This is a genomic window from Pseudescherichia sp. (assembly GCF_031987975.1).
Classification (GTDB): Bacteria; Pseudomonadota; Gammaproteobacteria; order Enterobacterales; family Enterobacteriaceae; genus Pseudescherichia.
Genome location: NZ_DALZYX010000005.1, coordinates 337,109 through 359,621, shown reverse-complemented (window position 1 = coordinate 359,621; position 22,513 = coordinate 337,109). Strand labels below are relative to the sequence as shown.

The 22,513-nt window shown below is 58.3% G+C and carries 21 protein-coding genes; 18 read left to right on the top strand and 3 right to left on the bottom strand.

The window, feature by feature from the left end; genetic code table 11:
- Positions 1-7: 7 nt before the first annotated feature.
- From RTN40_RS11465 to flgL, 4 genes are all read left to right on the top strand, one after another.
- The gene (locus RTN40_RS11465) at positions 8-1,105 is read left to right on the top strand and encodes a flagellar basal body P-ring protein FlgI (protein WP_312228567.1); all 1,098 of its coding nucleotides are present in this window, start codon (positions 8-10) and stop codon (positions 1,103-1,105) included.
- Entirely contained in the window at positions 1,105-2,061 is a 957-nt protein-coding gene (gene flgJ, locus RTN40_RS11460) for a flagellar assembly peptidoglycan hydrolase FlgJ (protein ID WP_312228566.1), read from the top strand. The genes RTN40_RS11465 and flgJ overlap by 1 nt, the downstream gene beginning before the upstream one ends.
- A gap of 75 nt (positions 2,062-2,136) precedes the next feature.
- A complete protein-coding gene (gene flgK, locus RTN40_RS11455) occupies positions 2,137-3,789 on the top strand; it encodes a flagellar hook-associated protein FlgK (RefSeq protein ID WP_312228565.1) in 1,653 nt (550 codons plus the stop codon).
- A gap of 14 nt (positions 3,790-3,803) precedes the next feature.
- Entirely contained in the window at positions 3,804-4,757 is a 954-nt protein-coding gene (gene flgL / locus RTN40_RS11450) for a flagellar hook-associated protein FlgL (protein ID WP_312228564.1), read from the top strand.
- A gap of 81 nt (positions 4,758-4,838) precedes the next feature.
- Here the strand turns inward: flgL and RTN40_RS11445 are convergent, their stop codons facing one another.
- On the bottom strand, positions 4,839-6,050 hold the full coding sequence (locus tag RTN40_RS11445; RefSeq protein ID WP_312228563.1) for an MFS transporter: 1,212 nt from the start codon (positions 6,048-6,050) through the stop codon (positions 4,839-4,841).
- A 109-nt stretch (positions 6,051-6,159) separates the two neighbouring features.
- On the opposite strand from RTN40_RS11445, the gene RTN40_RS11440 reads away from it, so the two are divergent.
- Complete coding sequence (locus tag RTN40_RS11440) at positions 6,160-7,095, top strand: LysR family transcriptional regulator (protein WP_312228562.1); 936 nt, start codon at positions 6,160-6,162, stop codon at positions 7,093-7,095.
- 41 nt (positions 7,096-7,136) lie between these two features.
- Here RTN40_RS11440 and rne read toward each other — a convergent pair whose 3' ends face one another.
- Complete coding sequence (gene rne / locus RTN40_RS11435; protein WP_312228561.1) at positions 7,137-10,379, bottom strand: ribonuclease E; 3,243 nt, start codon at positions 10,377-10,379, stop codon at positions 7,137-7,139.
- A gap of 567 nt (positions 10,380-10,946) precedes the next feature.
- Here rne and rluC point away from each other — a divergent pair.
- Entirely contained in the window at positions 10,947-11,894 is a 948-nt protein-coding gene (gene rluC / locus RTN40_RS11430) for a 23S rRNA pseudouridine(955/2504/2580) synthase RluC (protein WP_312228560.1), read from the top strand.
- A gap of 31 nt (positions 11,895-11,925) precedes the next feature.
- On the opposite strand, the gene RTN40_RS11425 is transcribed toward rluC, so the two are convergent.
- Entirely contained in the window at positions 11,926-12,510 is a 585-nt protein-coding gene (locus RTN40_RS11425; RefSeq protein WP_312228559.1) for a nucleoside triphosphate pyrophosphatase, read from the bottom strand.
- A gap of 141 nt (positions 12,511-12,651) precedes the next feature.
- Between RTN40_RS11425 and yceD the strand changes: the two genes are divergently transcribed.
- From yceD to holB, 12 genes are all read left to right on the top strand, one after another.
- Entirely contained in the window at positions 12,652-13,173 is a 522-nt protein-coding gene (yceD, locus tag RTN40_RS11420) for a 23S rRNA accumulation protein YceD (protein WP_312210789.1), read from the top strand.
- Positions 13,174-13,221: 48 nt separating this feature from the next.
- Complete coding sequence (rpmF, locus tag RTN40_RS11415; RefSeq protein ID WP_042392755.1) at positions 13,222-13,395, top strand: 50S ribosomal protein L32; 174 nt, start codon at positions 13,222-13,224, stop codon at positions 13,393-13,395.
- Between the two features lie 75 nt (positions 13,396-13,470).
- Positions 13,471-14,505, top strand: coding sequence for a phosphate acyltransferase PlsX (gene plsX, locus RTN40_RS11410; RefSeq protein WP_312228558.1), 1,035 nt, complete (start codon positions 13,471-13,473; stop codon positions 14,503-14,505).
- Positions 14,506-14,511: 6 nt separating this feature from the next.
- Positions 14,512-15,465 carry a beta-ketoacyl-ACP synthase III gene (locus RTN40_RS11405; RefSeq protein WP_312228557.1) on the top strand — a complete coding sequence of 318 codons (954 nt, stop codon included), beginning with the start codon at positions 14,512-14,514 and terminating at the stop codon, positions 15,463-15,465.
- Positions 15,466-15,482: 17 nt separating this feature from the next.
- Positions 15,483-16,412, top strand: a complete 930-nt coding sequence (gene fabD / locus RTN40_RS11400; protein WP_312228556.1) for an ACP S-malonyltransferase — start codon at positions 15,483-15,485, stop codon at positions 16,410-16,412.
- A gap of 17 nt (positions 16,413-16,429) precedes the next feature.
- Positions 16,430-17,164, top strand: coding sequence for a 3-oxoacyl-ACP reductase FabG (gene fabG / locus RTN40_RS11395; RefSeq protein ID WP_312228555.1), 735 nt, complete (start codon positions 16,430-16,432; stop codon positions 17,162-17,164).
- 178 nt (positions 17,165-17,342) lie between these two features.
- Positions 17,343-17,582 carry an acyl carrier protein gene (gene acpP / locus RTN40_RS11390; RefSeq protein ID WP_042392766.1) on the top strand — a complete coding sequence of 80 codons (240 nt, stop codon included), beginning with the start codon at positions 17,343-17,345 and terminating at the stop codon, positions 17,580-17,582.
- Positions 17,583-17,670: 88 nt separating this feature from the next.
- Positions 17,671-18,912: a beta-ketoacyl-ACP synthase II gene (gene fabF / locus RTN40_RS11385; protein ID WP_312228554.1), complete on the top strand. Its 1,242-nt coding sequence runs from the start codon at positions 17,671-17,673 to the stop codon at positions 18,910-18,912.
- Between the two features lie 130 nt (positions 18,913-19,042).
- The gene (pabC, locus tag RTN40_RS11380; RefSeq protein WP_312228553.1) at positions 19,043-19,858 is read left to right on the top strand and encodes an aminodeoxychorismate lyase; all 816 of its coding nucleotides are present in this window, start codon (positions 19,043-19,045) and stop codon (positions 19,856-19,858) included.
- Positions 19,855-20,877: a cell division protein YceG gene (gene yceG / locus RTN40_RS11375; protein ID WP_312228552.1), complete on the top strand. Its 1,023-nt coding sequence runs from the start codon at positions 19,855-19,857 to the stop codon at positions 20,875-20,877. The genes pabC and yceG overlap by 4 nt, the downstream gene beginning before the upstream one ends.
- Positions 20,867-21,508 (top strand): dTMP kinase, encoded by a 642-nt coding sequence (tmk, locus tag RTN40_RS11370; protein ID WP_312228551.1) that lies wholly within the window; start codon positions 20,867-20,869, stop codon positions 21,506-21,508. The genes yceG and tmk overlap by 11 nt, the downstream gene beginning before the upstream one ends.
- Positions 21,505-22,509 carry a DNA polymerase III subunit delta' gene (holB, locus tag RTN40_RS11365; RefSeq protein WP_312228550.1) on the top strand — a complete coding sequence of 335 codons (1,005 nt, stop codon included), beginning with the start codon at positions 21,505-21,507 and terminating at the stop codon, positions 22,507-22,509. Before tmk ends, holB begins: the two co-directional genes overlap by 4 nt.
- The last annotated feature ends 4 nt before the right edge of the window (positions 22,510-22,513 follow it).

Genomic DNA, 22,513 nt, shown 5'->3' with positions numbered 1-22,513 from the left:
GTGACCAATGTTTAAATATCTGGCAGGGATCGCGCTGGTGCTGGTAGCTACAATTGCCCAGGCCGAGCGCATCCGCGACCTCACCAGCGTACAGGGCGTACGACAGAACTCACTGATTGGCTACGGGCTGGTTGTCGGCCTCGATGGCACGGGTGACCAGACCACCCAGACGCCGTTTACCACCCAGAGCCTGAACAACATGCTCTCCCAGATGGGGATCACCGTCCCCGCCGGGACCAACATGCAGCTGAAAAACGTGGCGGCGGTAATGGTTACCGCTCAGTTCCCGGCCTTTGCCCGCCAGGGGCAGACCATCGACGTGGTGGTCTCCTCAATGGGTAACGCCAAGAGCCTGCGCGGCGGTACGCTGCTGATGACCCCGCTGAAAGGGGTCGATAACCAGGTCTATGCCCTGGCACAGGGTAACGTGCTGGTGGGCGGCGCGGGTGCGGCAGCAGGCGGCAGCAGCGTGCAGGTTAACCAGCTCAACGGCGGCCGTATCACCGGCGGCGCGGTTGTCGAGCGCGAGCTGCCGACTCAGTTCGGCTCCGGGAACACCATCAACCTGCAGCTGAACCAGGAAGATTTCACCCTCGCGCAGCAGATCACCGACACCATCAACCGTGCGCGCGGCTACGGCAGCGCTTCCGCGCTGGATGCGCGTACTATCCAGATCCGTGTCCCGAGCGGTAACAGCTCGCAGGTGCGTTTCCTGGCCGATATCCAGAATATGGAAGTGGGCGTGACGCCGCAGGATGCGAAGGTAGTGATCAACTCCCGCACCGGCTCGGTGGTCATGAACCGCGAAGTCACCCTCGACAGCTGTGCAGTGGCCCAGGGTAACCTCTCGGTGACGGTAAACCGTCAGGCCAACGTCAGCCAGCCGGATACGCCGTTCGGCGGTGGCCAGACCGTGGTCACGCCGCAGACGCAGATCGACCTGCGCCAGAGCGGCGGTTCGCTGCAGAGCGTTCGCTCCAGCGCCAACCTGAACAACGTTGTCCGGGCGCTGAATGCGCTGGGTGCGACGCCGATCGATCTGATGTCGATCCTTCAGTCAATGCAGAGCGCAGGCTGCCTGCGCGCGAAACTGGAAATTATCTAATGCTAACTGACAGCCGGATGATGGCGAGCGCGGCATGGGATGCGCAATCGCTGAATGAACTGAAAACCCAGGCCGGACAGGATCCGCAGGCTAACCTGCGGCCGGTGGCCCGCCAGGTGGAAGGGATGTTCGTGCAGATGATGCTGAAGAGCATGCGTGAAGCCCTGCCAAAAGACGGCCTGTTCAGCAGCGACTCCAGCCGCATGTATACCAGCATGTATGACCAGCAGATTGCCCAGCAGATGACCGCAGGCAAGGGGCTGGGGCTGGCGGAGATGATGGTGAAGCAGATGTCCGGCGGCCAGAGTGAACCCACAGAGGCACCTTCACAGGTGCCGATGAAGTTTCCGTTGGAAACGGTGACCAGTTATCAAAACCAGGCCCTGACCCAGATGGTGCGCAAGGCCGTGCCGAAAACCCCAGATGGTGCGAGCAACGATGCCGCGCTCTCTGGTGATAGCAAAGAGTTCCTTGCCCAGCTTTCGCTGCCGGCGCGGCTGGCCAGTCAGCAGAGCGGGGTGCCGCATCACCTGATCCTCGCCCAGGCGGCGCTGGAGTCAGGCTGGGGCCAGCGGCAGATCAAGCGGGAAAACGGTGAGCCAAGCTTTAACCTGTTTGGCGTTAAGGCCAGCGGCAGCTGGAAGGGACCCACCACTGAGATCACCACTACCGAATATGAGAACGGTGAGGCGAAAAAGGTGAAGGCGAAGTTCCGCGTCTACGGCTCCTATCTTGAGGCGCTGTCGGACTACGTCGGCCTGCTGTCGCGCAATCCGCGCTACGCCGCCGTGACCACCGCAGCAACCGCCGAGCAGGGGGCGCAGGCGTTGCAAAGCGCGGGCTACGCTACCGATCCAAACTATGCCCGCAAGCTCACCAGCATGATCCAGCAGCTGAAATCCCTTAGCGATAAGGTGAGCAAAGCCTACAGCAACGATATTGAAAATCTGTTCTGACAGCTCTCAAGTTCAGCAAGGCGCTGCCGATAATCGTTAGCAGGACTTATGTCTAAAAGTGTATAAGGAATCTCCATGTCCAGTAGCTTGATTAACAGCGCCATGAGCGGGCTGAGTGCAGCCCAGGCCGCGCTGAATACCGTCAGTAATAACATCTCCAGTTATAACGTCGCGGGCTATACCCGTCAGACGACGGTGCTGGCACAGGCAAACAGTACGCTGGGTGCAGGCGGTTGGGTTGGCAACGGGGTGAACGTCACCGGCGTCCAGCGCGAATATGACGCCTTCATCACCAATCAGCTGCGTGCCGCGCAGACCCAGAGCAGCGGCCTGACCACGCGCTACGAGCAGATGTCAAAGATTGATGACATGCTCTCCGGCTCGACTAATACTCTCGCCACCACCATGCAGGACTTCTTCACCAGCCTGCAAACGCTGGTGAGCAACGCCGAAGATCCGGCCTCTCGCCAGACGCTGCTGGGCAAGGCCGATGGCCTGGTAAACCAGTTCAAGGTGACCGATCAGTATCTCCGCGATCAGGATAAGCAGGTTAACCTGTCGATCTCCTCCAGCGTGGATCAGATCAACAACTACACCACCCAGATCGCGAACCTTAACGACCAGATTTCCCGTCTGACTGGCGTAGGCGCAGGCTCCTCGCCAAACAACCTGCTGGACCAGCGCGATCAGCTGGTAAGCGAACTGAATAAAATTGTTGGCGTGGAAGTGAGCGTTCAGGACGGCGGCACCTATAACATCAGCATGGCGAACGGCTACACCCTGGTGCAGGGCAGCTCTGCCCGTCAGCTGGCTGCCGTACCGTCCAGCGCCGATCCATCCCGTACCACCGTGGCCTATGTTGACGCGACCGCGGGTAACGTCGAGATCCCGGAGAAGCTGCTCAACAGCGGCTCTCTCGGCGGGCTGCTGACCTTCCGCAGCCAGAACCTCGATCAGACCCGCAACTCGCTGGGTCAGCTGGCGCTCTCCTTTGCTGACGCCTTCAACACCCAGCACGCCAAAGGCTATGACGCTAACGGCGACCAGGGCGGTGACTTCTTTAAAATTGGATCGCCTTCTACGCTGAGCAACGCGCGGAACACTGGCGATGCATCGCTGACCACCACGGTGAGCGACAGCAGCAAGGTACAGGCCACCGACTATAAGGTGGTCTACGACGGGTCGAAGTGGCAGGTGACGCGCCTGTCAGACAACACCTCGTTTACCGCGACCCCGGATGCTACCGACGGCAGCCTGAACTTCGACGGCCTGAAGGTGAACATCAGCGCCACCAACGGTGCGGGTAATAACGATAGCTTTATCATCAAGCCGACGGCCAACGCCATCGTCAATATGGATCTGGCCTTCCAGGATGAATCAAAAATCGCTATGGCGGCGTCAGACACCAGCGGCGACAGCGATAACGTCAATGGCCAGGCGCTGCTGGATCTGCAAAAGAGCAAGAGCGTCGGCGGCAACAAGAGCTTCAACGATGCCTATGCCGCGCTGGTCAGCACCGTGGGCAGTACCACGGCCACGCTGAAGAGCAGCGCCACCACCCAGGATAACGTGGTGACCCAGCTGAGCAATCAGCAGCAGTCGATCTCCGGCGTTAACCTCGACGAAGAGTACGGTAACCTGCAACGTTACCAGCAATATTATCTCGCTAACGCACAGGTTTTACAGACAGCAAGCTCGCTGTTTGATGCGTTACTGAACATCCGCTAAGCAAGAGGTTAATGATGCGCGTTAGCACTCAGATGATGTATGAACAAAACATGCGTGGTGTCACCAGTTCGCAGAGCAAATGGTTAAGCTATGGCGAGCAGATGTCTACCGGCAAGCGCGTAAACCGTGCTTCCGACGATCCCATTGCCGCCTCGCAGGCAGTGGTGCTCTCTCAGGCGCAGGCGCAGAATAATCAATACCAGCTGGCCCGCACCTTCGCGAGCCAAAAAGTATCGCTGGAAGACAGCATTCTGGACCAGGTCTCTACCGCGATCCAGTCAGCGCAGTCCAAAGTGATCAACAGCGGCAACGGCTCTCTGAGCGATGATGACCGCGCCTCGCTGGCTACCGATCTTCAGGGTATTCGCGATCAGATCATGAACCTGGCCAACAGCACCGACGGCAACGGCCGCTATATCTTTGGTGGCTACAAAACCGAAAGCGCACCGTTCGACCAGACCTCCGGCCAATACGGCGGCGGCACGCAGCCGATTACCCAGCAGGTAGACGCCGCGCGGACCATGGTGATTGCTCATACCGGGAAACAGGTCTTTGATAGCGTCACCAGCAATGCGGTGCCCGAGCCTGCTGGCTCTCAGCAGGAAACGAACCTGTTTGCGATGCTGGACTCGGCCATCGCCTCGCTGAACACGCCGGTAAGTGGAGATGAAACCGCCCAGGCCACCGCTCAGGACGTGATGGATAAAACCAACCGCGGCCTGCGCAATGCCCTTAACAACGTTCTGACCGTACGTGCCGAAGTCGGTACCCAGCTTAATGAGCTGGATAACCTGGACGCGCTCGGTACCGATCGTGCTCTGGGTCAGACCCAGCAGATGAGCGATCTGATTGACGTTGACTGGAACGCGGCGATCTCCTCATACACCATGCAGCAGGCGGCGCTACAGGCTTCCTACAAAGCGTTCTCCGATATGCAGGGTATGTCGCTGTTCCAGATTAATTCCTAAAAAAAAGAAAACCTGTCCGGCTAAATGGACAGGTCTCGGCTCTTTTTGCAGGCCGCCCTCATTGACCGGGGCGGCTTTTTTTTATCCGATGTTTGCCACTGCGGCCTGACGACTACCCGCCGCAAGACGGATCCCCAGAGCTATGAGTCCTGAAGCCGTGGCCAGCGCGACCACGCCAGGCCAGCCCGCCAGGGTGTAGATTTTGCTGCCGAGGGCAGAGCCAGCCGCCATGCCAATAAATACCACGGTAAACAGCAGGGCGTTGAGACGACCCCGCGCCTGCGGCTCCAGGCTGTAAACCAGGTTCTGGTGAGCAACGAGGCTCGACTGCAATCCGAGATCAAAGCCTACCGCCGCAATGGCAATCAGCACCAGTTGCATCTGGGTAGAGAGCAGCGGCAGGGCAAACATCAGGGCAAAGGAGACGGTAACCAGCGCTGCACCCAGCTGGGTGACTTTCGCCGCCCCGACCCGGTCAGCCAGGCCGCCGGCCAGCGGTGCGGCCAGTGCGCCTGCCGCGCCGGCAATGCCGAAGGTTCCTGCTACCGCACTACCAAGGTGAAAACGATCCAGCAACATCACCGCCAGGGTAGACCAGAAGGCGCTAAAGGCCACCGAGAGAAAGCCCTGGGCCAGCGCGGCGCGGCGCAGGGCAGGGTAGCGCCCCCACAGCTGGGCCATGGAGCGCATCAGCGCCGGGTAGCTGAGGGTAGAGTGGACAGCAAAGCGCGGCAGCACGGCCCACATCACCACACCGATAAAGGCAATGCTCGCCGCTGCCAGCTGATACATTACACGCCAGCCAAAGGCCGCACCCACGAAACCGCTAACCGTTCGGGAGAGCAGGATCCCCAGCAGCAGGCCGGTCATCACGGTACCGACGGTTTTCCCCTGTTTGCCTTCCGGCGCAAGGATCGCCGCCGCCGGCACGATATCCTGCGCCATAGTCGCCGCCATCCCCAGCAGCAGACTAACTGCCAGCAGAGTATTGAGGTGGCTGGTCAGGCTACAGGCCAGTAGAAAGAGCGCCAGCGCAGCACATTTCACCAGGATCAGTGTCCGGCGATCGTAGCGGTCCCCCAGCGGCAGCAGAAACAGAATGCCCAGCGCATAGCCTGCCTGAGTGAGCGTGGGCACCAGCCCCATGCCGTTAACGGTTAAGTGGAGATCGCTCCCCATCAGCGGCAGCAGTGGTTGCGCGTAATAGATAGCAGCAACGCTAAATCCGGCCCCCATTGCCAGGATGAAGATAATCCAGCGCGGTACGTCAAAGGGTGATGCCTGGCGGTTCATAATAGAGTCCTCAAAGATGGTGTGAGGACATTTTTGCTGAAGATGGCGTGACGCGGTAGCCAGCCCAATGGTAAAAAGCTTATACGCGAAACGTATAGGCAAAAACAAGATGAAGCGAACTGAACGTATAGACCGGGTTGACCTGATGCACACCTATGTGCGCATCGTCGAGAGCGGAACCCTGTCGGCGGCCGCCAGACTGATGGAGACGACGCAGGCGACGGTCAGCCGCCGTCTTCAGTCGCTGGAGGCGCTGCTGGGGGTGAAGCTGATCCTGCGCACGACCCACGCCATGAAACTTACCGACGATGGCGAGCGCTGCTATCAGCATGCCCGACAATTAATAGCGGCCTGGTCAACGCTTGAGGATGAAGTAAGCCACGCCAGCGATGAGCCGGTCGGCACCCTGCGGGTACGCGCCCCCCATGCTTTCGGCCAGGAGCAACTGCTCGCGCCGCTGACCCATTTTCTTAGCCAGCATCCCCAACTGTCGGTTGAGTGGATGCTAAACGATAAAAACGTCGATTTTCTGAGCGCTAACATTGATTGCGCTATCCGCGTCGGCGCGGAGATTGATCCGAGTACGGTGTCGGTGCTGCTGGCGGAGGTGCCGCGCAGCGTAGTGATTGCGCCGACGCTGCTTGCTCGCTACCCAGCCATGACCGGGCCGCAGCAGCTTGCGGCCCTGCCGTGGGTAGCGCTCAGTACTTTCTACCAGCATAGTATTAGCCTGACCCATACCTCCGGGGAGGTTGAGCAGGTGACCATAGCTCCGCGGCTCTATACCGACAGCCTCTATGTGGCGCGCAGTACGGCCCTGCAGGGATTAGGGGCGGTGATAATCTCAAGCTGGGCAGTGGCGGAGGATCTGCGTGAGGGCAGACTGGTGCAACTGTTGCCCGATTGGGAGCCGACCCCGCTGCCGGTGCATCTGGTCTACCCGTGGGCGCGTTACTATCCGGCCCGTCTGCGGGCCTTTTTACAAATGATGCGTGAGGCGGTACCCGGCATCACCGGAATGCGCCTTCCTGGCGACAAGGCATAAAAAAGCCGACCCGGAGGTCGGCTTATTATTGGCAGAGCGTGTTATTCAGGCTGCTGCGGGCGCGTTGCAGGCGCGGTGGCCTGATGGGTGGCGCTATGGCCGCCCGCAGAACCCTTGCCCGAGAACTCAAACGCCGGGCGAACCCAGTCGCTGTGACGCGGCTGCTCAGGAACGTATTCCGGAGCTGGCGCACGGGTCATCGGTGCGGTCGCAAAACTGTGCAGCGGCTTAGCGGCGACAGGCTCAGCGGTAATGACCGGCTTCACCTTAACCTCAGGTTTCGGCTCAACCACAGGTTTCGCTTCCGGTTCCGGCTGCGCTTCGACAACAGGCTCAGCGGCTTTTACCTCTTTAACCTCTTCGACAGGGGTTTCAGCAGGCTCGGCGATCTCGGCGATGTGCTCGGCAACCGGCACGTCTTCCTGAGCAATCAGCTGCGGCTGCTCATCAACCGGGGTCTCAATCACTTCTGGATGCGTTGTTTCCACTGCGGCAGGCTGCGGCTCGCTCACGGCGGCCTCCGGCTCAACTGCGGTAGGTTCAGCGGCGACTGATTCAACAGCGACAGGTTCCGCAGCGGCAGGTTCAACGCTGACGGATGCAGCAATTGGCTCGGCTACTGGCTCAACGATCGGCTGCTGGGTAGCTTCCGGTGCGGTCTCAACGTTGGCTTCATCCTGAACCGGCTCGACGCTCTGAGCGACCGGGTAGCTGATCCACACTTTACCTGACGCCATCTCCGGCGATGCACAGGCTACGGTCAGCGGCATCGGCGACTGGGTCGGGTAGCGCTCGTCACGGTAGCGGCGGCGGCGCTGGCCGCTAACGCGCAGGTGACGTGGGGAACGGCGTGAGCGGCGCGGCATACCGGCGTTGTCACGGTTCTCGGCAGACTCGTCCTGCTCCTGAACTGGCTGCTCAACGACCGCAGGCAGATCAACCTTCGCCAGCTCGGTATGGGATGCCTGAGCATCAGTTACCGGGGCAGCGGTCTCTTCAACGATAGCATCAGCAGACGGTGCAGATTCAAACCGTACCTTCTGGCTCAGCTGGCGCTGTTTACGGCGCGGCATCACCTGAACGCGATCTTCCTGTTCTGCTTCCACTTCCGCTACAGGCTGCTCTTCACGGTTCAGGGCTTTCACTTCCTGCTGGGCCTGACGCTTCTCGTCGTTGCGGCGACGGTTGCGCTCGCGGCGAGACTGCTGCTGCTCGTCACGAGATTTAGCTTTATCTCCATCGTCAGCGGCGGCCTGCGGCTGGCGCGCTTCACGAACGTCACCGTTCGGCTGCTGCTTTTCACGGCGGCTACGGCGATTTTCATCACGCTCACGATTATCACGATTATCGCGGCCTTCGCGTGCTTCCGCTCCCTCGCTACGGCTATCGCGACGCTCATTACGATCGCCACGGTCACCGCGCTCGTTGCGGTCACGACGGTTGTTCTGGCGCGGCTTGCGACGCTCCTGGGAACGGGCCGGTTTCTCTTCTTTAACTTCTTCTTGCGCTTTGACTTCAACCGGCTGGCTGGCAGGCTCGCTGGCGAACATTTTCTTCAGTGCGCCAAAGAGGCGGCCCAGCAGGCCAGTTTCCGCTGCGGCGGCAGGCTGTGCGGCGATCGGCTGCACTTTCTCTTCAGCGACAGGAGCCGGCTGCGGCGCAGGCGCTGGCGGAATGTCAGGCATCACGAAGGTCGCCAGCGCAGGCTGTTCAGGCTGTTTGCGCTCGGCGTACTCCTCTTCGGACGGCAGCGCCATCGCCTCTTCATGCAGCTTCGGCAGCTTGTAGCTCAGGGTGGATGTCTCTTCACCTTTACGCACGCGCAGCACGGAGTAGTGCGGGGTTTCCATCTGGTCGTTCGGCACGATAACGCACTTAATGCCGCCCTGACGCGCTTCGATCGCGCTTACCGCGGCACGTTTTTCGTTGAGCAGGTAGGAGGCAATCGGTACGGGAACAATAGCGTGAACTTCCTGGGTGTTCTCCTTCAGCGCTTCCTCTTCGATCAGGCGCAGAATTGAGAGCGACAGAGATTCGTTGTCACGAATGGTCCCGGTACCGCTACAGCGTGGGCAGACGTGGTGGCTGGACTCGCCCAGAGAGGGGCTGAGACGCTGACGGGACATCTCCAGCAGGCCGAAGCGGGAAATATGGCTGATCTGGATACGGGCACGGTCCTGGCGCACCGCTTCGCGCAGGCGGTTTTCTACCGCGCGCTGGTGGCGAACCGGCGTCATATCGATAAAGTCGATAACGATCAGGCCACCGAGGTCGCGCAGGCGTAGCTGGCGGGCAATTTCATCTGCCGCTTCCAGGTTGGTGTTAAACGCCGTCTCTTCGATATCGCCACCGCGGGTAGCGCGGGCGGAGTTGATATCAATCGCGGTCAGCGCTTCGGTGGAGTCGATGACGATGGAGCCGCCGGAGGGGAGGCGCACTTCACGCTGGAAGGCGGACTCGATCTGCGACTCGATCTGGTAGTGGCTGAACAGCGGGATCTCACCGGTGTAGAGCTTGATTTTGCTGCTGAAGTCCGGACGGCCCAGCGCGGCGATATGCTGGCGAGCCAGCTCCAGCACCTTCGGGTTATCGATGAGGATCTCACCGATATCCTGGCGCAGGTAGTCGCGGAAGGCGCGAACGATAACGTTGCTCTCCTGGTGGATCAGGAACGGAGCAGGGCGGTTTTCAGCCGCTTTCTGGATCGCTTCCCAGTGTTTCAGGCGGAAGCTAAGGTCCCACTGCAGCGCTTCGGCAGATTTGCCCACGCCTGCGGTGCGAACGATTAACCCCATGCCGTCCGGCATGTTCAGGCTTGCCAGCGCCTCTTTCAGCTCGGTACGGTCATCGCCTTCGATACGGCGAGAGATGCCGCCCGCACGCGGGTTGTTAGGCATCAGAACCAGGTAGCTACCGGCAAGACTGATAAAGGTGGTTAAGGCTGCGCCTTTGTTACCGCGCTCTTCTTTATCGATCTGGACAATGACCTCCTGGCCTTCGCGCAGCACATCTTTGATGTTCGGGCGGCCATGGGCACTGTAGTTAGCGGGGAAGTATTCGCGGGCGATCTCTTTGAGAGGAAGGAAACCGTGACGCTCAGCACCGTAGTCAACAAATGCGGCTTCAAGGCTCGGTTCGATACGGGTAATTTTGCCTTTGTAGATGTTCGCTTTTTTCTGTTCGTGTCCCGGGCTTTCGATATCCAGGTCGTACAGGCGCTGCCCATCAACAAGGGCGACGCGCAACTCTTCCTGCTGAGTTGCGTTAATTAACATTCTTTTCATCGTAACTTACTCATTATTCTTACATTGACGACTAGGCTGCGGGCATAGTTAACGCCTTTCCGGGGTGAACCGATGGCCTCGTGTCTGTTCACGTCGCCAACCTCACGGTTATCGCACGCTTAAGAGGCGCAGAGTGTCGGTTGCCTGTATTTCATACGGAAAAACAGCGCAATTATCAGGGGAACTGCCTGGGTATTACTCTCCAGAGTCGATCCCTTTACCGGTAAGGACTGCAACCCGCAGCCCGCTAAGTGCCTGAAGGATCAATACGTCTTACGCCATTGCTGCGTGGATGATCGGACAGGCAAAACTGGTCATTCCGCAAATTTCCTTGTTTAACAAGATTCAAGCGGAAAACTGCATCATTATTCCTTGCTAAATCTGTTATAGCAAGATGACTTTTGCCATTTATCACCCGGTTACTAACAGTTTTTTCACGTTTGCCCAGGGATTGTTCTAAAACCCAGCGAAAAGCGTGATGACGGTCAACAAGACACCGCCAGACATAAATATAAGCATAGAAAAATGAGTGGCGCTAATCGGGCTGGGCTTTTAGAATCGCCACCCATGAAAACAGAGACCCCATCCGTAAAAATTGTTGCTATTGCGGCCGACGACGCCGGGCAACGCATCGATAACTTTTTGCGCACCCAGCTCAAGGGCGTGCCGAAAAGTATGATCTACCGCATCCTGCGTAAAGGCGAAGTGCGGGTTAACAAGAAACGCGTGAAGCCCGAGTATAAGCTGGAAGGCGGGGACGAGGTGCGTATCCCACCGGTGCGCGTGGCCGAGCGCGAAGAGGAGGCGGTATCGCCGCATCTGAATAAGGTTGCCGCGCTGGCGGATGTTATTCTTTATGAAGACGATCACATCCTGGTGCTGAACAAGCCCTCCGGTACCGCTGTACACGGTGGCAGTGGGCTGAGCTTCGGCGTCATCGAGGGCCTGCGCGCTCTGCGTCCAGAGGCGCGCTTCCTGGAGCTGGTTCACCGTCTGGACCGGGACACCTCCGGCGTGCTGCTGGTCGCTAAGAAGCGCTCGGCGCTGCGCTCCCTGCACGAGCAGCTGCGCGATAAGGGCATGCAGAAGGACTATCTGGCGCTGGTGCGCGGCCAGTGGCAGTCGCATGTTAAAGCAGTACAGGCTCCGCTGCTGAAAAATATTCTGCAGAGCGGGGAGCGGATCGTCCGCGTGAATAGCGAAGGCAAACCCTCAGAGACGCGCTTTAAGGTTGAAGAGCGCTATGCCTTTGCCACCCTGGTGCGCTGTAGCCCGATTACCGGCCGTACCCACCAGATCCGCGTCCATACTCAGCACGCCGGGCATCCTATCGCCTTTGACGATCGCTACGGCGACCGCGAGTTTGATAAGCAGCTGGCAGGTACCGGGCTAAACCGTCTCTTCCTGCACGCGGCGGCGCTGAAGTTCACCCATCCGGGGACCGGCGAAACCCTGCGTATTGAAGCCCCGCTGGATGAGCAGCTCAAACGCTGCCTGAAGGTGTTGCGCGGTTAACGTAACGCCCGGCGTGCCTGCCGGGCATTATTTACGCTAACAGCGGATTTGCGTGCTCCCGGCGTAGCATCTGGCAGAGTGCAATCAGCGGCAACCCCACCAGCGTATTGGGATCCCGGCCCTCGAGGCGATCGAACAGCGCAATTCCCAGCCCCTCGCTTTTAAAGCTGCCAGCGCAGTTCAACGGCCGCTCTTTACGCAGATAGTCTGTAATCTCCTGCTCGCTCAGGCGGCGAAAGTGAACGTCAAACGGCTCGCACTCGGTTTGCAGGTGGCCGGTGGCGGAGTTATAGAGCGCCAGCCCGGTATAGAAGGTGATGATATTGCCCCGCGCCTTCATTAATTGCTGAAAGGCTTTCTCCTCCGTTAACGGCTTGCCGGCGATCTCACCGTCCAGCACGCACACCTGATCGGAGCCAATAATCAGGTGGTTAGGGTAGCGGTGCGCCAGCGACTGGGCTTTAGCCTGCGCCAGGCGTAGCACCAGGTGACGGGGCGCTTCGCCTGGCTGTGGCGTCTCGTCCACGCCCGGCGCGGCACACTCGAAGGCCAGGCCGAGCTTTTCCAGCAGCGCGCGGCGGTATGGTGACGTGGACGCAAGAATAATATTCGACATATTTTTTCCACCCTATATGGCATAACGAGGTCAGGCATTTTAAACTACAGGCCGCAATGTGTGCGAATAATTGGCAAAAGGCAATTGCAGACTGCCTTTTTCTTTGACTCCAGAACGTTACAAAGTTAATATGCGCGCCCTATGCAAAAGGTAAAATTACCCCTGACTCTTGATCCGGTTCGTACCGCTCAAAAACGCCTTGATTACGAGGGTGTATACACTCGTGAGCAGGCCGAGCGCGTCGCTGAATCCGTAGTCAGTGTAGACAGTGATGTGGAATGCTCCATGTCGTTCGCTATCGATAACCAGCGGCTGGCGGTGTTAACCGGCGATGCGAAGGTGTCGGTAACGCTCGAATGCCAGCGTTGCGGTAAGCCGTTTGCCCATCAGGTCTACACACAATATTGTTTCAGCCCGATCGTCAAAGACGAGCAGGCCGAAGCACTCCCGGAAGCGTATGAACCGATTCAGGTTAACGAATTCGGTGAAATCGACCTGCTGGCATTGGTCGAGGATGAAATTATCCTCTCCCTGCCGGTAGTGCCGGTGCATGATTCTGAACACTGTGAAGTGTCCGACGCGGACATGGTCTTTGGTGAACTGCCTGAAGAGGCACAGAAGCCAAACCCATTTGCCGTATTAGCCAGCTTAAAGCGTAAGTAACAGGTCTCTCCGTAGTAATGGAGTTACCGTAATTGAGGAGTAAGGTCCATGGCCGTACAACAAAATAAACCAACCCGTTCCAAACGTGGCATGCGTCGTTCCCATGACGCGCTGACCGCAGTCACCAGCCTGTCTGTAGACAAAACCTCTGGTGAGTCTCACCTGCGTCACCACATGACCGCTGACGGTTTCTACCGCGGTCGCAAGGTTATCACTAAGTAATCACGCGCAAGCGTGAGGCTTAGTGAGGAAATCCCCGTGTAAGCGGGGGTTAACCGAACCAGGCTCGACGATACCTTGACACGTCTAACCCTGGCGTTAGATGTCATGGGGGGCGATTTTGGCCCTTCCGTGACGGTGCCTGCAGCATTGCAGGCACTGCATTCTAACCCGCAGCTCACACTTCTGTTAGTCGGTCATCCCGACGCTATCACGCCATTACTTGCCAAAGCCGATTTTGACCAGCGTTCGCGCCTGCAGATTATCCCTGCCCAGTCGGTTATTGCCAGTGATGTCCGTCCCGCCCAGGCCGTGCGCAACAGCCGGGGCAGCTCTATGCGCATGGCGCTGGAGCTGGTCAAAGAGGGGCGCGCCGAGGCCTGCGTTAGCGCAGGCAATACCGGAGCGCTGATGGGGCTGGCTAAGCTACTGCTTAAGCCCATTGAAGGTATTGAACGTCCGGCGCTGATGACGGTGCTGCCGCATCAGCAGAAGGGCAGAACCGTAGTGCTGGATCTCGGCGCTAACGTTGACTGTGACAGTACCATGCTGGTGCAGTTTGCCATTATGGGTTCGGTGATGGCTGAAGAGGTAATCGGTATTGAACATCCGCGCGTGGCGCTGCTCAATATCGGTGAGGAAGAAGTTAAGGGTCTCGATAGCATCCGCGACGCCTCGGCGCTACTAAAATCGATCCCATCGATCAACTATATTGGCTATCTTGAAGCCAATGAGCTGCTCACTGGCAAAACCGACGTGCTGGTCTGTGATGGCTTCACCGGTAACGTGACGTTGAAGACGATGGAAGGCATGGTCAGAATGTTCCTGTCATTGCTGAAATCACAGGGCGAGGGCAAAAAACGGTCGTGGTGGCTGCTTTTATTAAAGCGTTGGTTACAAAAAAGCCTGACAAGGCGATTCAGTCACCTCAACCCCGACCAGTATAATGGTGCCTGTCTGTTAGGATTGCGCGGCACGGTGATTAAGAGTCATGGTGCAGCCAATCAGCGCGCGTTTGCTGTCGCGATTGAACAGGCAGTGCAGGCGGTGCAGCGGCATGTCCCCGAACGGATTGCCGCTCGCCTGGAATCTGTGTTACCGGAAAAAGACTGAGCGTATATGTATACGAAGATTAGTGGTACCGGCAGCTACCTGCCCGAGCAAGTGCGAACCAACGCCGACCTGGAAAAGATGGTCGATACCTCTGACGAGTGGATCGTTACCCGCACGGGTATCCGCGAGCGCCGCATTGCTGCCCCGAATGAGACCGTGGCCACGATGGGCTTCGAAGCCGCTAAGCGTGCCCTTGAGATGGCAGGCGTTGATAAAAACGAGATCGGTCTGATCATCGTTGCGACTACCTCGGCGACCCATGCTTTCCCAAGCGCGGCTTGCCAGGTGCAGAACCTGCTGGAGATCAAAGGCTGCCCGGCATTTGACGTGGCCGCCGCCTGCGCAGGCTTTACCTATGCCCTGAGCATCGCCGATCAGTATGTTAAAAGCGGTGCGGTGAAGCATGCGCTGGTGATCGGCTCCGACGTATTAGCCCGTACCTGCGATCCTGCCGATCGCGGAACAATTATTATCTTCGGTGATGGCGCGGGCGCAGCAGTGCTGAGCGCATCTGAAGAGCAGGGTATCATCTCTACCCATCTGCACGCGGACGGCAGCTACGGTGAGCTGCTGACGCTGCCGAACCTGGATCGCGTTACCCCGGACAGCCCAACCTACCTGACCATGACCGGTAACGAAGTCTTTAAAGTGGCCGTGACCGAGCTGGCGCACATCGTTGAAGAGACGCTGACCGCCAATAATATCGATCGTTCCGAGCTGGACTGGCTGGTTCCGCACCAGGCGAACCTGCGCATTATCAGCGCGACGGCGAGAAAGCTGGGCATGGAGATGGATAAAGTGGTTGTGACCCTTGACCGTCACGGCAATACCTCGGCGGCGTCCGTGCCTTGTGCGCTGGATGAGGCCGTGCGCGACGGACGTATCAAGCCGGGTCAGCTGGTGCTGCTCGAGGCCTTCGGCGGCGGTTTCACCTGGGGCTCTGCGCTGGTTCGTTTCTAGTATTAAGGATAAATAAGATGACGCAATTTGCTTTTGTCTTCCCGGGACAGGGTTCTCAGACCGTGGGTATGCTCGCCGATGTGGCAGCGCAGTTTCCACAGGTGGAAGAGACCTTCCGCGAAGCCTCTGCGGCGCTGGGCTATGACCTGTGGGCGCTGACCCAGCAGGGTCCGGCAGAAGAGCTGAACAAAACCTGGCAGACCCAGCCTGCACTGCTGACGGCCTCCGTCGCACTGTGGCGCGTCTGGCAGCAGCAGGGCGGTAAAACGCCGGCCTTGCTGGCTGGTCATAGCCTGGGTGAATACTCCGCGCTGGTATGCGCTGGCGTGATTGATTTCGCCGATGCCGTACGCCTGGTTGAGCTGCGTGGCAAATTTATGCAGGAAGCGGTGCCGGAAGGGACCGGCGGCATGTCGGCCATTATCGGCCTTGACGATGCAGCCATTGCCAAAGCCTGTGAAGAGGCCGCTGAAGGCCAGATCGTCTCGCCGGTGAACTTCAACTCCCCGGGCCAGGTGGTGATCGCCGGGCATAAAGAGGCGGTTGAGCGTGCAGGCGCGGCCTGTAAAGCAGCGGGTGCCAAGCGTGCGCTGCCGCTGCCGGTGAGCGTCCCGTCCCACTGCGCGCTGATGAAGCCCGCAGCCGAGAAACTGGCCGCCGAGCTGGAAAAAATCACCTTCAACGCCCCGGCTATTCCGGTAGTAAACAACGTTGATGTGAAGTGTGAAACCACGCCGGAAGCGATTCGCGACGCGTTGGTGCGCCAGCTCTACAGCCCAGTTCAGTGGACAAAAAGCGTAGAATTTATGGCTTCTCAGGGCGTTGAGCACCTGTATGAAGTCGGTCCGGGCAAAGTGCTGACTGGCCTGACCAAACGTATTGTTGACACCCTGACCGCCTCGGCCATCAACGAGCCTGCGGCACTGTCAGCGGCGGCTGAGCAATAAACAAGGAACCCAAAACCATGAGTTTTGAAGGAAAGATCGCACTGGTTACCGGTGCAAGCCGTGGCATTGGCCGCGCAATTGCTGAAACCCTCGTTGCCCGCGGCGCGAAGGTGATCGGTACCGCGACCAGCGAAAGCGGTGCGCAGGCCATCAGCGACTATTTAGGTGCAAACGGCAAAGGTTTACAATTAAACGTGACCGATCCTGCATCTATTGAATCTGTGCTGGAAAATATCCGTGCAGAGTTTGGCGAAGTGGACATTCTGGTAAATAATGCCGGGATTACACGCGACAACCTGCTGATGCGGATGAAAGACGACGAGTGGAACGATATCATCGAAACCAATCTCTCTTCTGTTTTCCGCCTGTCAAAAGCGGTAATGCGGGCTATGATGAAGAAGCGTCATGGCCGCATTATCACTATCGGTTCTGTGGTGGGTACCATGGGAAATGCTGGTCAGGCTAACTACGCTGCGGCGAAAGCAGGCCTGATTGGCTTCAGTAAGTCACTGGCGCGTGAAGTCGCGTCCCGTGGCATTACTGTGAACGTTGTTGCTCCGGGCTTTATTGAAACGGACATGACGCGTGCGCTGACTGAAGATCAGCGTGCGGGTACGCTGGCGGCAGTTCCGGCGGGTCGCTTAGGCGAGCCAAAAGAGATCGCCAGTGCGGTTGCATTCTTAGCTTCTGATGAGGCGGGTTACATCACTGGTGAGACCCTGCACGTCAACGGCGGAATGTATATGGTTTAACCACGTTATTTCCTAAAGCACTATATGGGAATAATTTTATTTGCGTTATTAGGGCAAAAGGCCTCAGAATAGCGCAAAATCGTGGTAGGACCTGCCGGGATTTAGTTGCAAATTTTTCAACATTTTATACACTACGAAAACCATCGCGAAAGCGAGTTTTGATAGGAAATTTAAGAGTATGAGCACCACTATCGAAGAACGCGTTAAGAAAATTATTGGCGAGCAGCTGGGCGTTAAGCAGGAAGAAGTGACTAACAATGCTTCTTTCGTTGATGACCTGGGCGCGGATTCTCTTGACACCGTTGAGCTGGTAATGGCTCTGGAAGAAGAGTTTGATACTGAGATTCCGGACGAAGAAGCTGAGAAGATCACTACTGTTCAGGCTGCCATTGATTACATCAACGGTCACCAGGCGTAAGTGAACATCTCCAGGCGGTCATTCGACCGCCTGAGTTTTATCTTTTTCTCCCACGAATCTCTTTTTTATCCCTCCCTGGAGGACAAACGTGTCTAAGCGTCGTGTAGTTGTGACCGGACTTGGCATGTTGTCTCCTGTCGGCAATACCGTAGAGTCTACCTGGAGTGCTCTCCTTGCCGGTCAGAGTGGCATCAGCCTGATCGACCATTTCGATACTAGCGCCTATGCAACGAAATTTGCTGGCTTAGTAAAGGATTTTAACTGTGATGACATTATCTCGCGCAAAGAGCAGCGCAAGATGGATGCCTTCATTCAATATGGAATTGTTGCGGGCTGGCAGGCCATGCAGGATTCTGGCCTTGAGGTTACCGCAGAGAATGCGCATCGTATCGGAGCGGCTATTGGCTCAGGTATCGGCGGTCTTGGCCTGATCGAAGAGAACCACACGTCGTTGACCAACGGCGGTCCGCGTAAGATCAGCCCATTCTTTGTGCCATCTACCATCGTTAATATGGTAGCCGGTCACCTGACGATTATGTTTGGTCTGCAGGGACCGAGCATCTCTATCGCCACGGCCTGTACCTCCGGCGTGCATAACATCGGTCATGCGGCACGTATCATTGCCTACGGCGATGCCGACGCAATGGTCGCTGGCGGCGCTGAGAAAGCCAGTACTCCGCTTGGCGTGGGCGGCTTCGGTGCAGCGCGTGCGCTCTCTACCCGCAACGATAATCCGCAGGCAGCAAGCCGTCCATGGGATAAAGATCGTGACGGCTTTGTGCTGGGCGACGGCGCAGGTATGGTCGTGCTGGAAGAGTACGAGCATGCGAAAAAACGCGGCGCGAAAATCTATGCTGAGCTGGTCGGCTTTGGTATGAGCAGCGATGCGTACCACATGACCTCACCGCCAGAAAACGGTGCGGGTGCGGCGCTGGCTATGGTTAACGCACTGCGTGATGCCCAGCTGGATCCGGCGAAGATTGGCTACGTTAACGCCCACGGCACCTCAACGCCGGCTGGCGATAAAGCCGAATCCCAGGCGGTTAAGTCCGTATTTGGCGAAGCGGCAAGCCGCGTGATGGTTAGCTCCACTAAATCCATGACCGGTCACCTGCTGGGCGCGGCGGGTGCAGTAGAGTCTATCTACTCGATCCTTGCCCTGCGCGATCAGGCGATTCCGCCGACCATCAACCTGGATAACCCGGATGAGGGTTGCGATCTGGACTATGTTCCGCATGTCGCACGCCAGGTAAGCAATCTGGAATACACCCTGTGTAACTCCTTTGGCTTCGGTGGTACCAACGGCTCACTGATCTTCAAACGGATCTAACGCCGTATGGCCGGGTAGCCTCTGCGCTGCCCGGTCTGCTCCGCACGTTTTCCCTTTCAATTCAGCTTTCTCCGCTTGTCCTGCGCTACGCATCCTGCCAGACTACCCGGTCACTGACACAGGAGCCGCTATGTTCTTGATAAATGGCTGCCAACAGCTGACGCTGGCGGCAAACGACAGGGCAGTACAGTTCGGCGACGGCTGTTTCACTACCGCCCGGATCCAGACCGGCCAGGTTCAGCTGCTTCCGGCTCATCTTGCACGCCTGCGTAAGGCCTGTGAGCGTCTGCTGCTGCCGTTTAGCGACTGGACTCTCCTTGAGCAGGAGATGGTTACCCTGGCAAGTCACCAACAGGAGGGCGTGCTAAAGGTGATTATCAGCCGGGGCGCAGGCGGACGTGGCTACAGCGCTAAAGGTTGCGAGACGCCAACGCGGATCTTAAGCCTGTCAGCCCTGCCTGCGCACTATGCCCGCTGGCGGCAGGAGGGGATTACCCTTGCGCTCAGTCCTGTCCGGCTAGGACGTAATTCCCACCTCGCGGGAATAAAGCATCTCAATCGCCTTGAGCAGGTGCTGATCCGTACTCATCTTGAGCAGACGGCAAGCGACGAGGCGCTGGTTCTTGACAGCGATGGGTTGCTTACGGAATGCTGTGCCGCGAATTTATTCTGGCGGAAAGGCAAGACGGTATTTACGCCGTGTCTTAACCATGCAGGCGTGAAGGGCATTATGCGGCAGTTTATTATCGATCGCCTGGCCGACGCTGAGTTTGCGTTTGCCGAAGTGGCCGCACGGCCAAAGGCGCTGGCTGACGCCGATGAGGTGCTGATCAGCAATGCGCTGATGCCGATTGTCCCGGTTAATGCCTGTGAAGAGTGGTGCTGGACCTCCCGCGAGTTGTATACCTTTTTATCCCCCCTTTGTGAGCATGCGAAGTCGTCATGAAGAAAATGTTTCGTTTTGTTTTACTCCTGCTAGTGGTGCTGGGCATTGCTGCGGGTGCAGGTTACTGGAAGGTTCGCCAGCTGGCGGACAGCAAGCTGCTGATCAAGGCAGAGACTATCTTTACCCTCAAAGCAGGCACGGGCAGGCAGGCGCTGGGAACCCAGCTCTATAGCGAGAAGATTATCAATCGACCCCGCGTATTCCAGTGGCTGCTGCGCGTAGAGCCGGACCTCTCCCACTTCAAGGCCGGTACCTATCGCTTTACGCCGGATATGACGGTGCGCGATATGCTGCGGCTGCTGGAGAGCGGCAAAGAAGCACAGTTCCCACTGCGGCTGGTAGAGGGGATGCGTCTTAGCGACTACCTGAAGCAGCTTCGGGACGCGCCCTATATTCAGCACACCCTGAAGGATGACAGCTACGCCACGGTGGCGGAGGTGCTCAAGTTTGACCATCCCGAATGGATCGAGGGATGGTTCTGGCCCGATACCTGGCTCTACACGGCGAACACCACCGATGTGGCCATGCTCAAGCGTGCCCACGACAAAATGGTCGCCGCGGTAAACAATGCCTGGGAAGGGCGGACAGAGGGTCTACCGTATAAGGATCAAAATCAGCTGGTCACTATGGCCTCGATCGTTGAAAAAGAGACGGCGGTTGCCAGCGAGCGGGATCAGGTTGCCTCGGTCTTTATTAACCGCCTGCGTATCGGGATGCGTCTGCAAACCGACCCCACCGTTATTTACGGGATGGGGGAGAGCTACAGCGGTAAAATCAGCCGTAGCGATCTGGAGACGCCAACGGCGTATAATACCTACACCATTAGCGGCCTGCCGCCGGGACCGATTGCCATCCCGAGCGATGCCTCGCTGCGTGCTGCCGCCCATCCGGCAAAGACGCCGTATCTCTATTTTGTTGCTGATGGCAAAGGGGGGCATACCTTTACCACCAACCTCGTCAGCCACAACCGCGCGGTGCAGGACTATCTGAAAGTGCTTAAGGAAAAAAATGGCCAGTAAATATATCGTTATCGAAGGGCTGGAAGGGGCCGGAAAGACCACCGCCCGCGATACCGTCGTGGAGACGCTGACCCAGCTCGGCGTAAACGAGATGATCTTTACCCGTGAGCCAGGCGGCACGCAGCTCGCTGAGAAGTTGCGCAGCCTGGTGCTGGATATCAAATCCGTAGGCGATGAGGTGATTACCGACAAAGCTGAAGTGTTGATGTTCTACGCTGCCCGCGTTCAGCTCGTGGAGACCGTTATCAAGCCCGCGCTGGCCCGAGGCTGCTGGGTGATTGGCGATCGCCACGATCTCTCCACTCAGGCCTATCAGGGCGGCGGACGCGGCATTGATGCGCATATGCTGGCCACCCTGCGCGACACCGTATTAGGCGATTTCCGCCCGGACCTGACGCTCTATCTCGACGTGGAGCCGGAAGTTGGCCTGAAACGCGCCCGCGCCCGGGGCGAGCTGGACCGCATTGAGCAGGAGTCCTATGACTTCTTCCATCGCGCGCGCGCCCGTTATCTGGAGCTTGCCGTGGCCGATCCGCGGATCAAAACCATCGACGCCACCCGTTCCCTCGAGGAGGTGATGAGCGATATCCGCCAGACGGTCACCGCCTGGGTGCAGGAGCAGAGCGCATGAAATGGTATCCATGGTTACGCCCCGACTTTGAACGTCTGGTTGCCAGTTACCAGGCCGGACGCGGACACCATGCGCTACTGATCCACGCTCTGCCTGGGATGGGTGACGAGGCGTTAATCTATGCCCTGACGCGCTACCTGCTCTGCCAGCAGCCCGACGGACATAAAAGCTGCGGTCGCTGTCGCGGCTGTCAACTAATGCAGGCGGGAACCCACCCCGACTACTATATGCTGGAGCCAGAGAAGGGTAAAAGCACGCTCGGCATCGATGCGGTGCGCGAGGTTAGCGAGAAGCTTTACGAGCACGCTCGCCTGAACGGCGCGAAGGTAGTATGGGTTAGCGATGCGGCCCGGCTGACCGAGGCTGCCGCTAACGCCCTGCTTAAAACGCTGGAGGAGCCGCCGGCTAACACCTGGTTCTTCCTCGCCTGTCGCGAACCCGCCCGCCTGCTGGCCACCTTACGCAGCCGCTGTCGCCTGCATCACCTTGCGCCACCGGATGAGCGCTACGCCTGCGCCTGGCTGTCGCGGGAGGTTCAGATCTCGCCCGAGGCGATCCTCACGGCTTTGCGCCTCTGCGGCGGCGCGCCGGGCGCAGCGCAAACCCTGCTCTCTACCGATGCCTGGGCGCAGCGCCAGGCGCTGTGTACCGCTGTCGATGCAGCGCTGACCAGCAGCGACTGGCTCTCACTGCTGCCTGCGCTGAACCATGACAGCGTGGCCGAGCGCCTGCACTGGCTGGCTTCGCTCTATCTCGATGCGATGAAAATTCAGCAGGGAGCCACGCTGCTTAGCAACGCCGATGCGCATTCGCTGGTGGTCCGACTGGCTAAAATTATTGCGCCTGCCCGGTTGCGCGTTATCTTAGCGGCGATCTTTACCTGCCGGGAGCAGCTGCTAACCGTGACCGGCGTCAATCGTGAACTGCTATTAACCGATTTACTCCTGAGCCAGGAGCACTGGCTGCAACCCGACGCCGTGCTGCCTGTATCCCATCTTTAAGAGA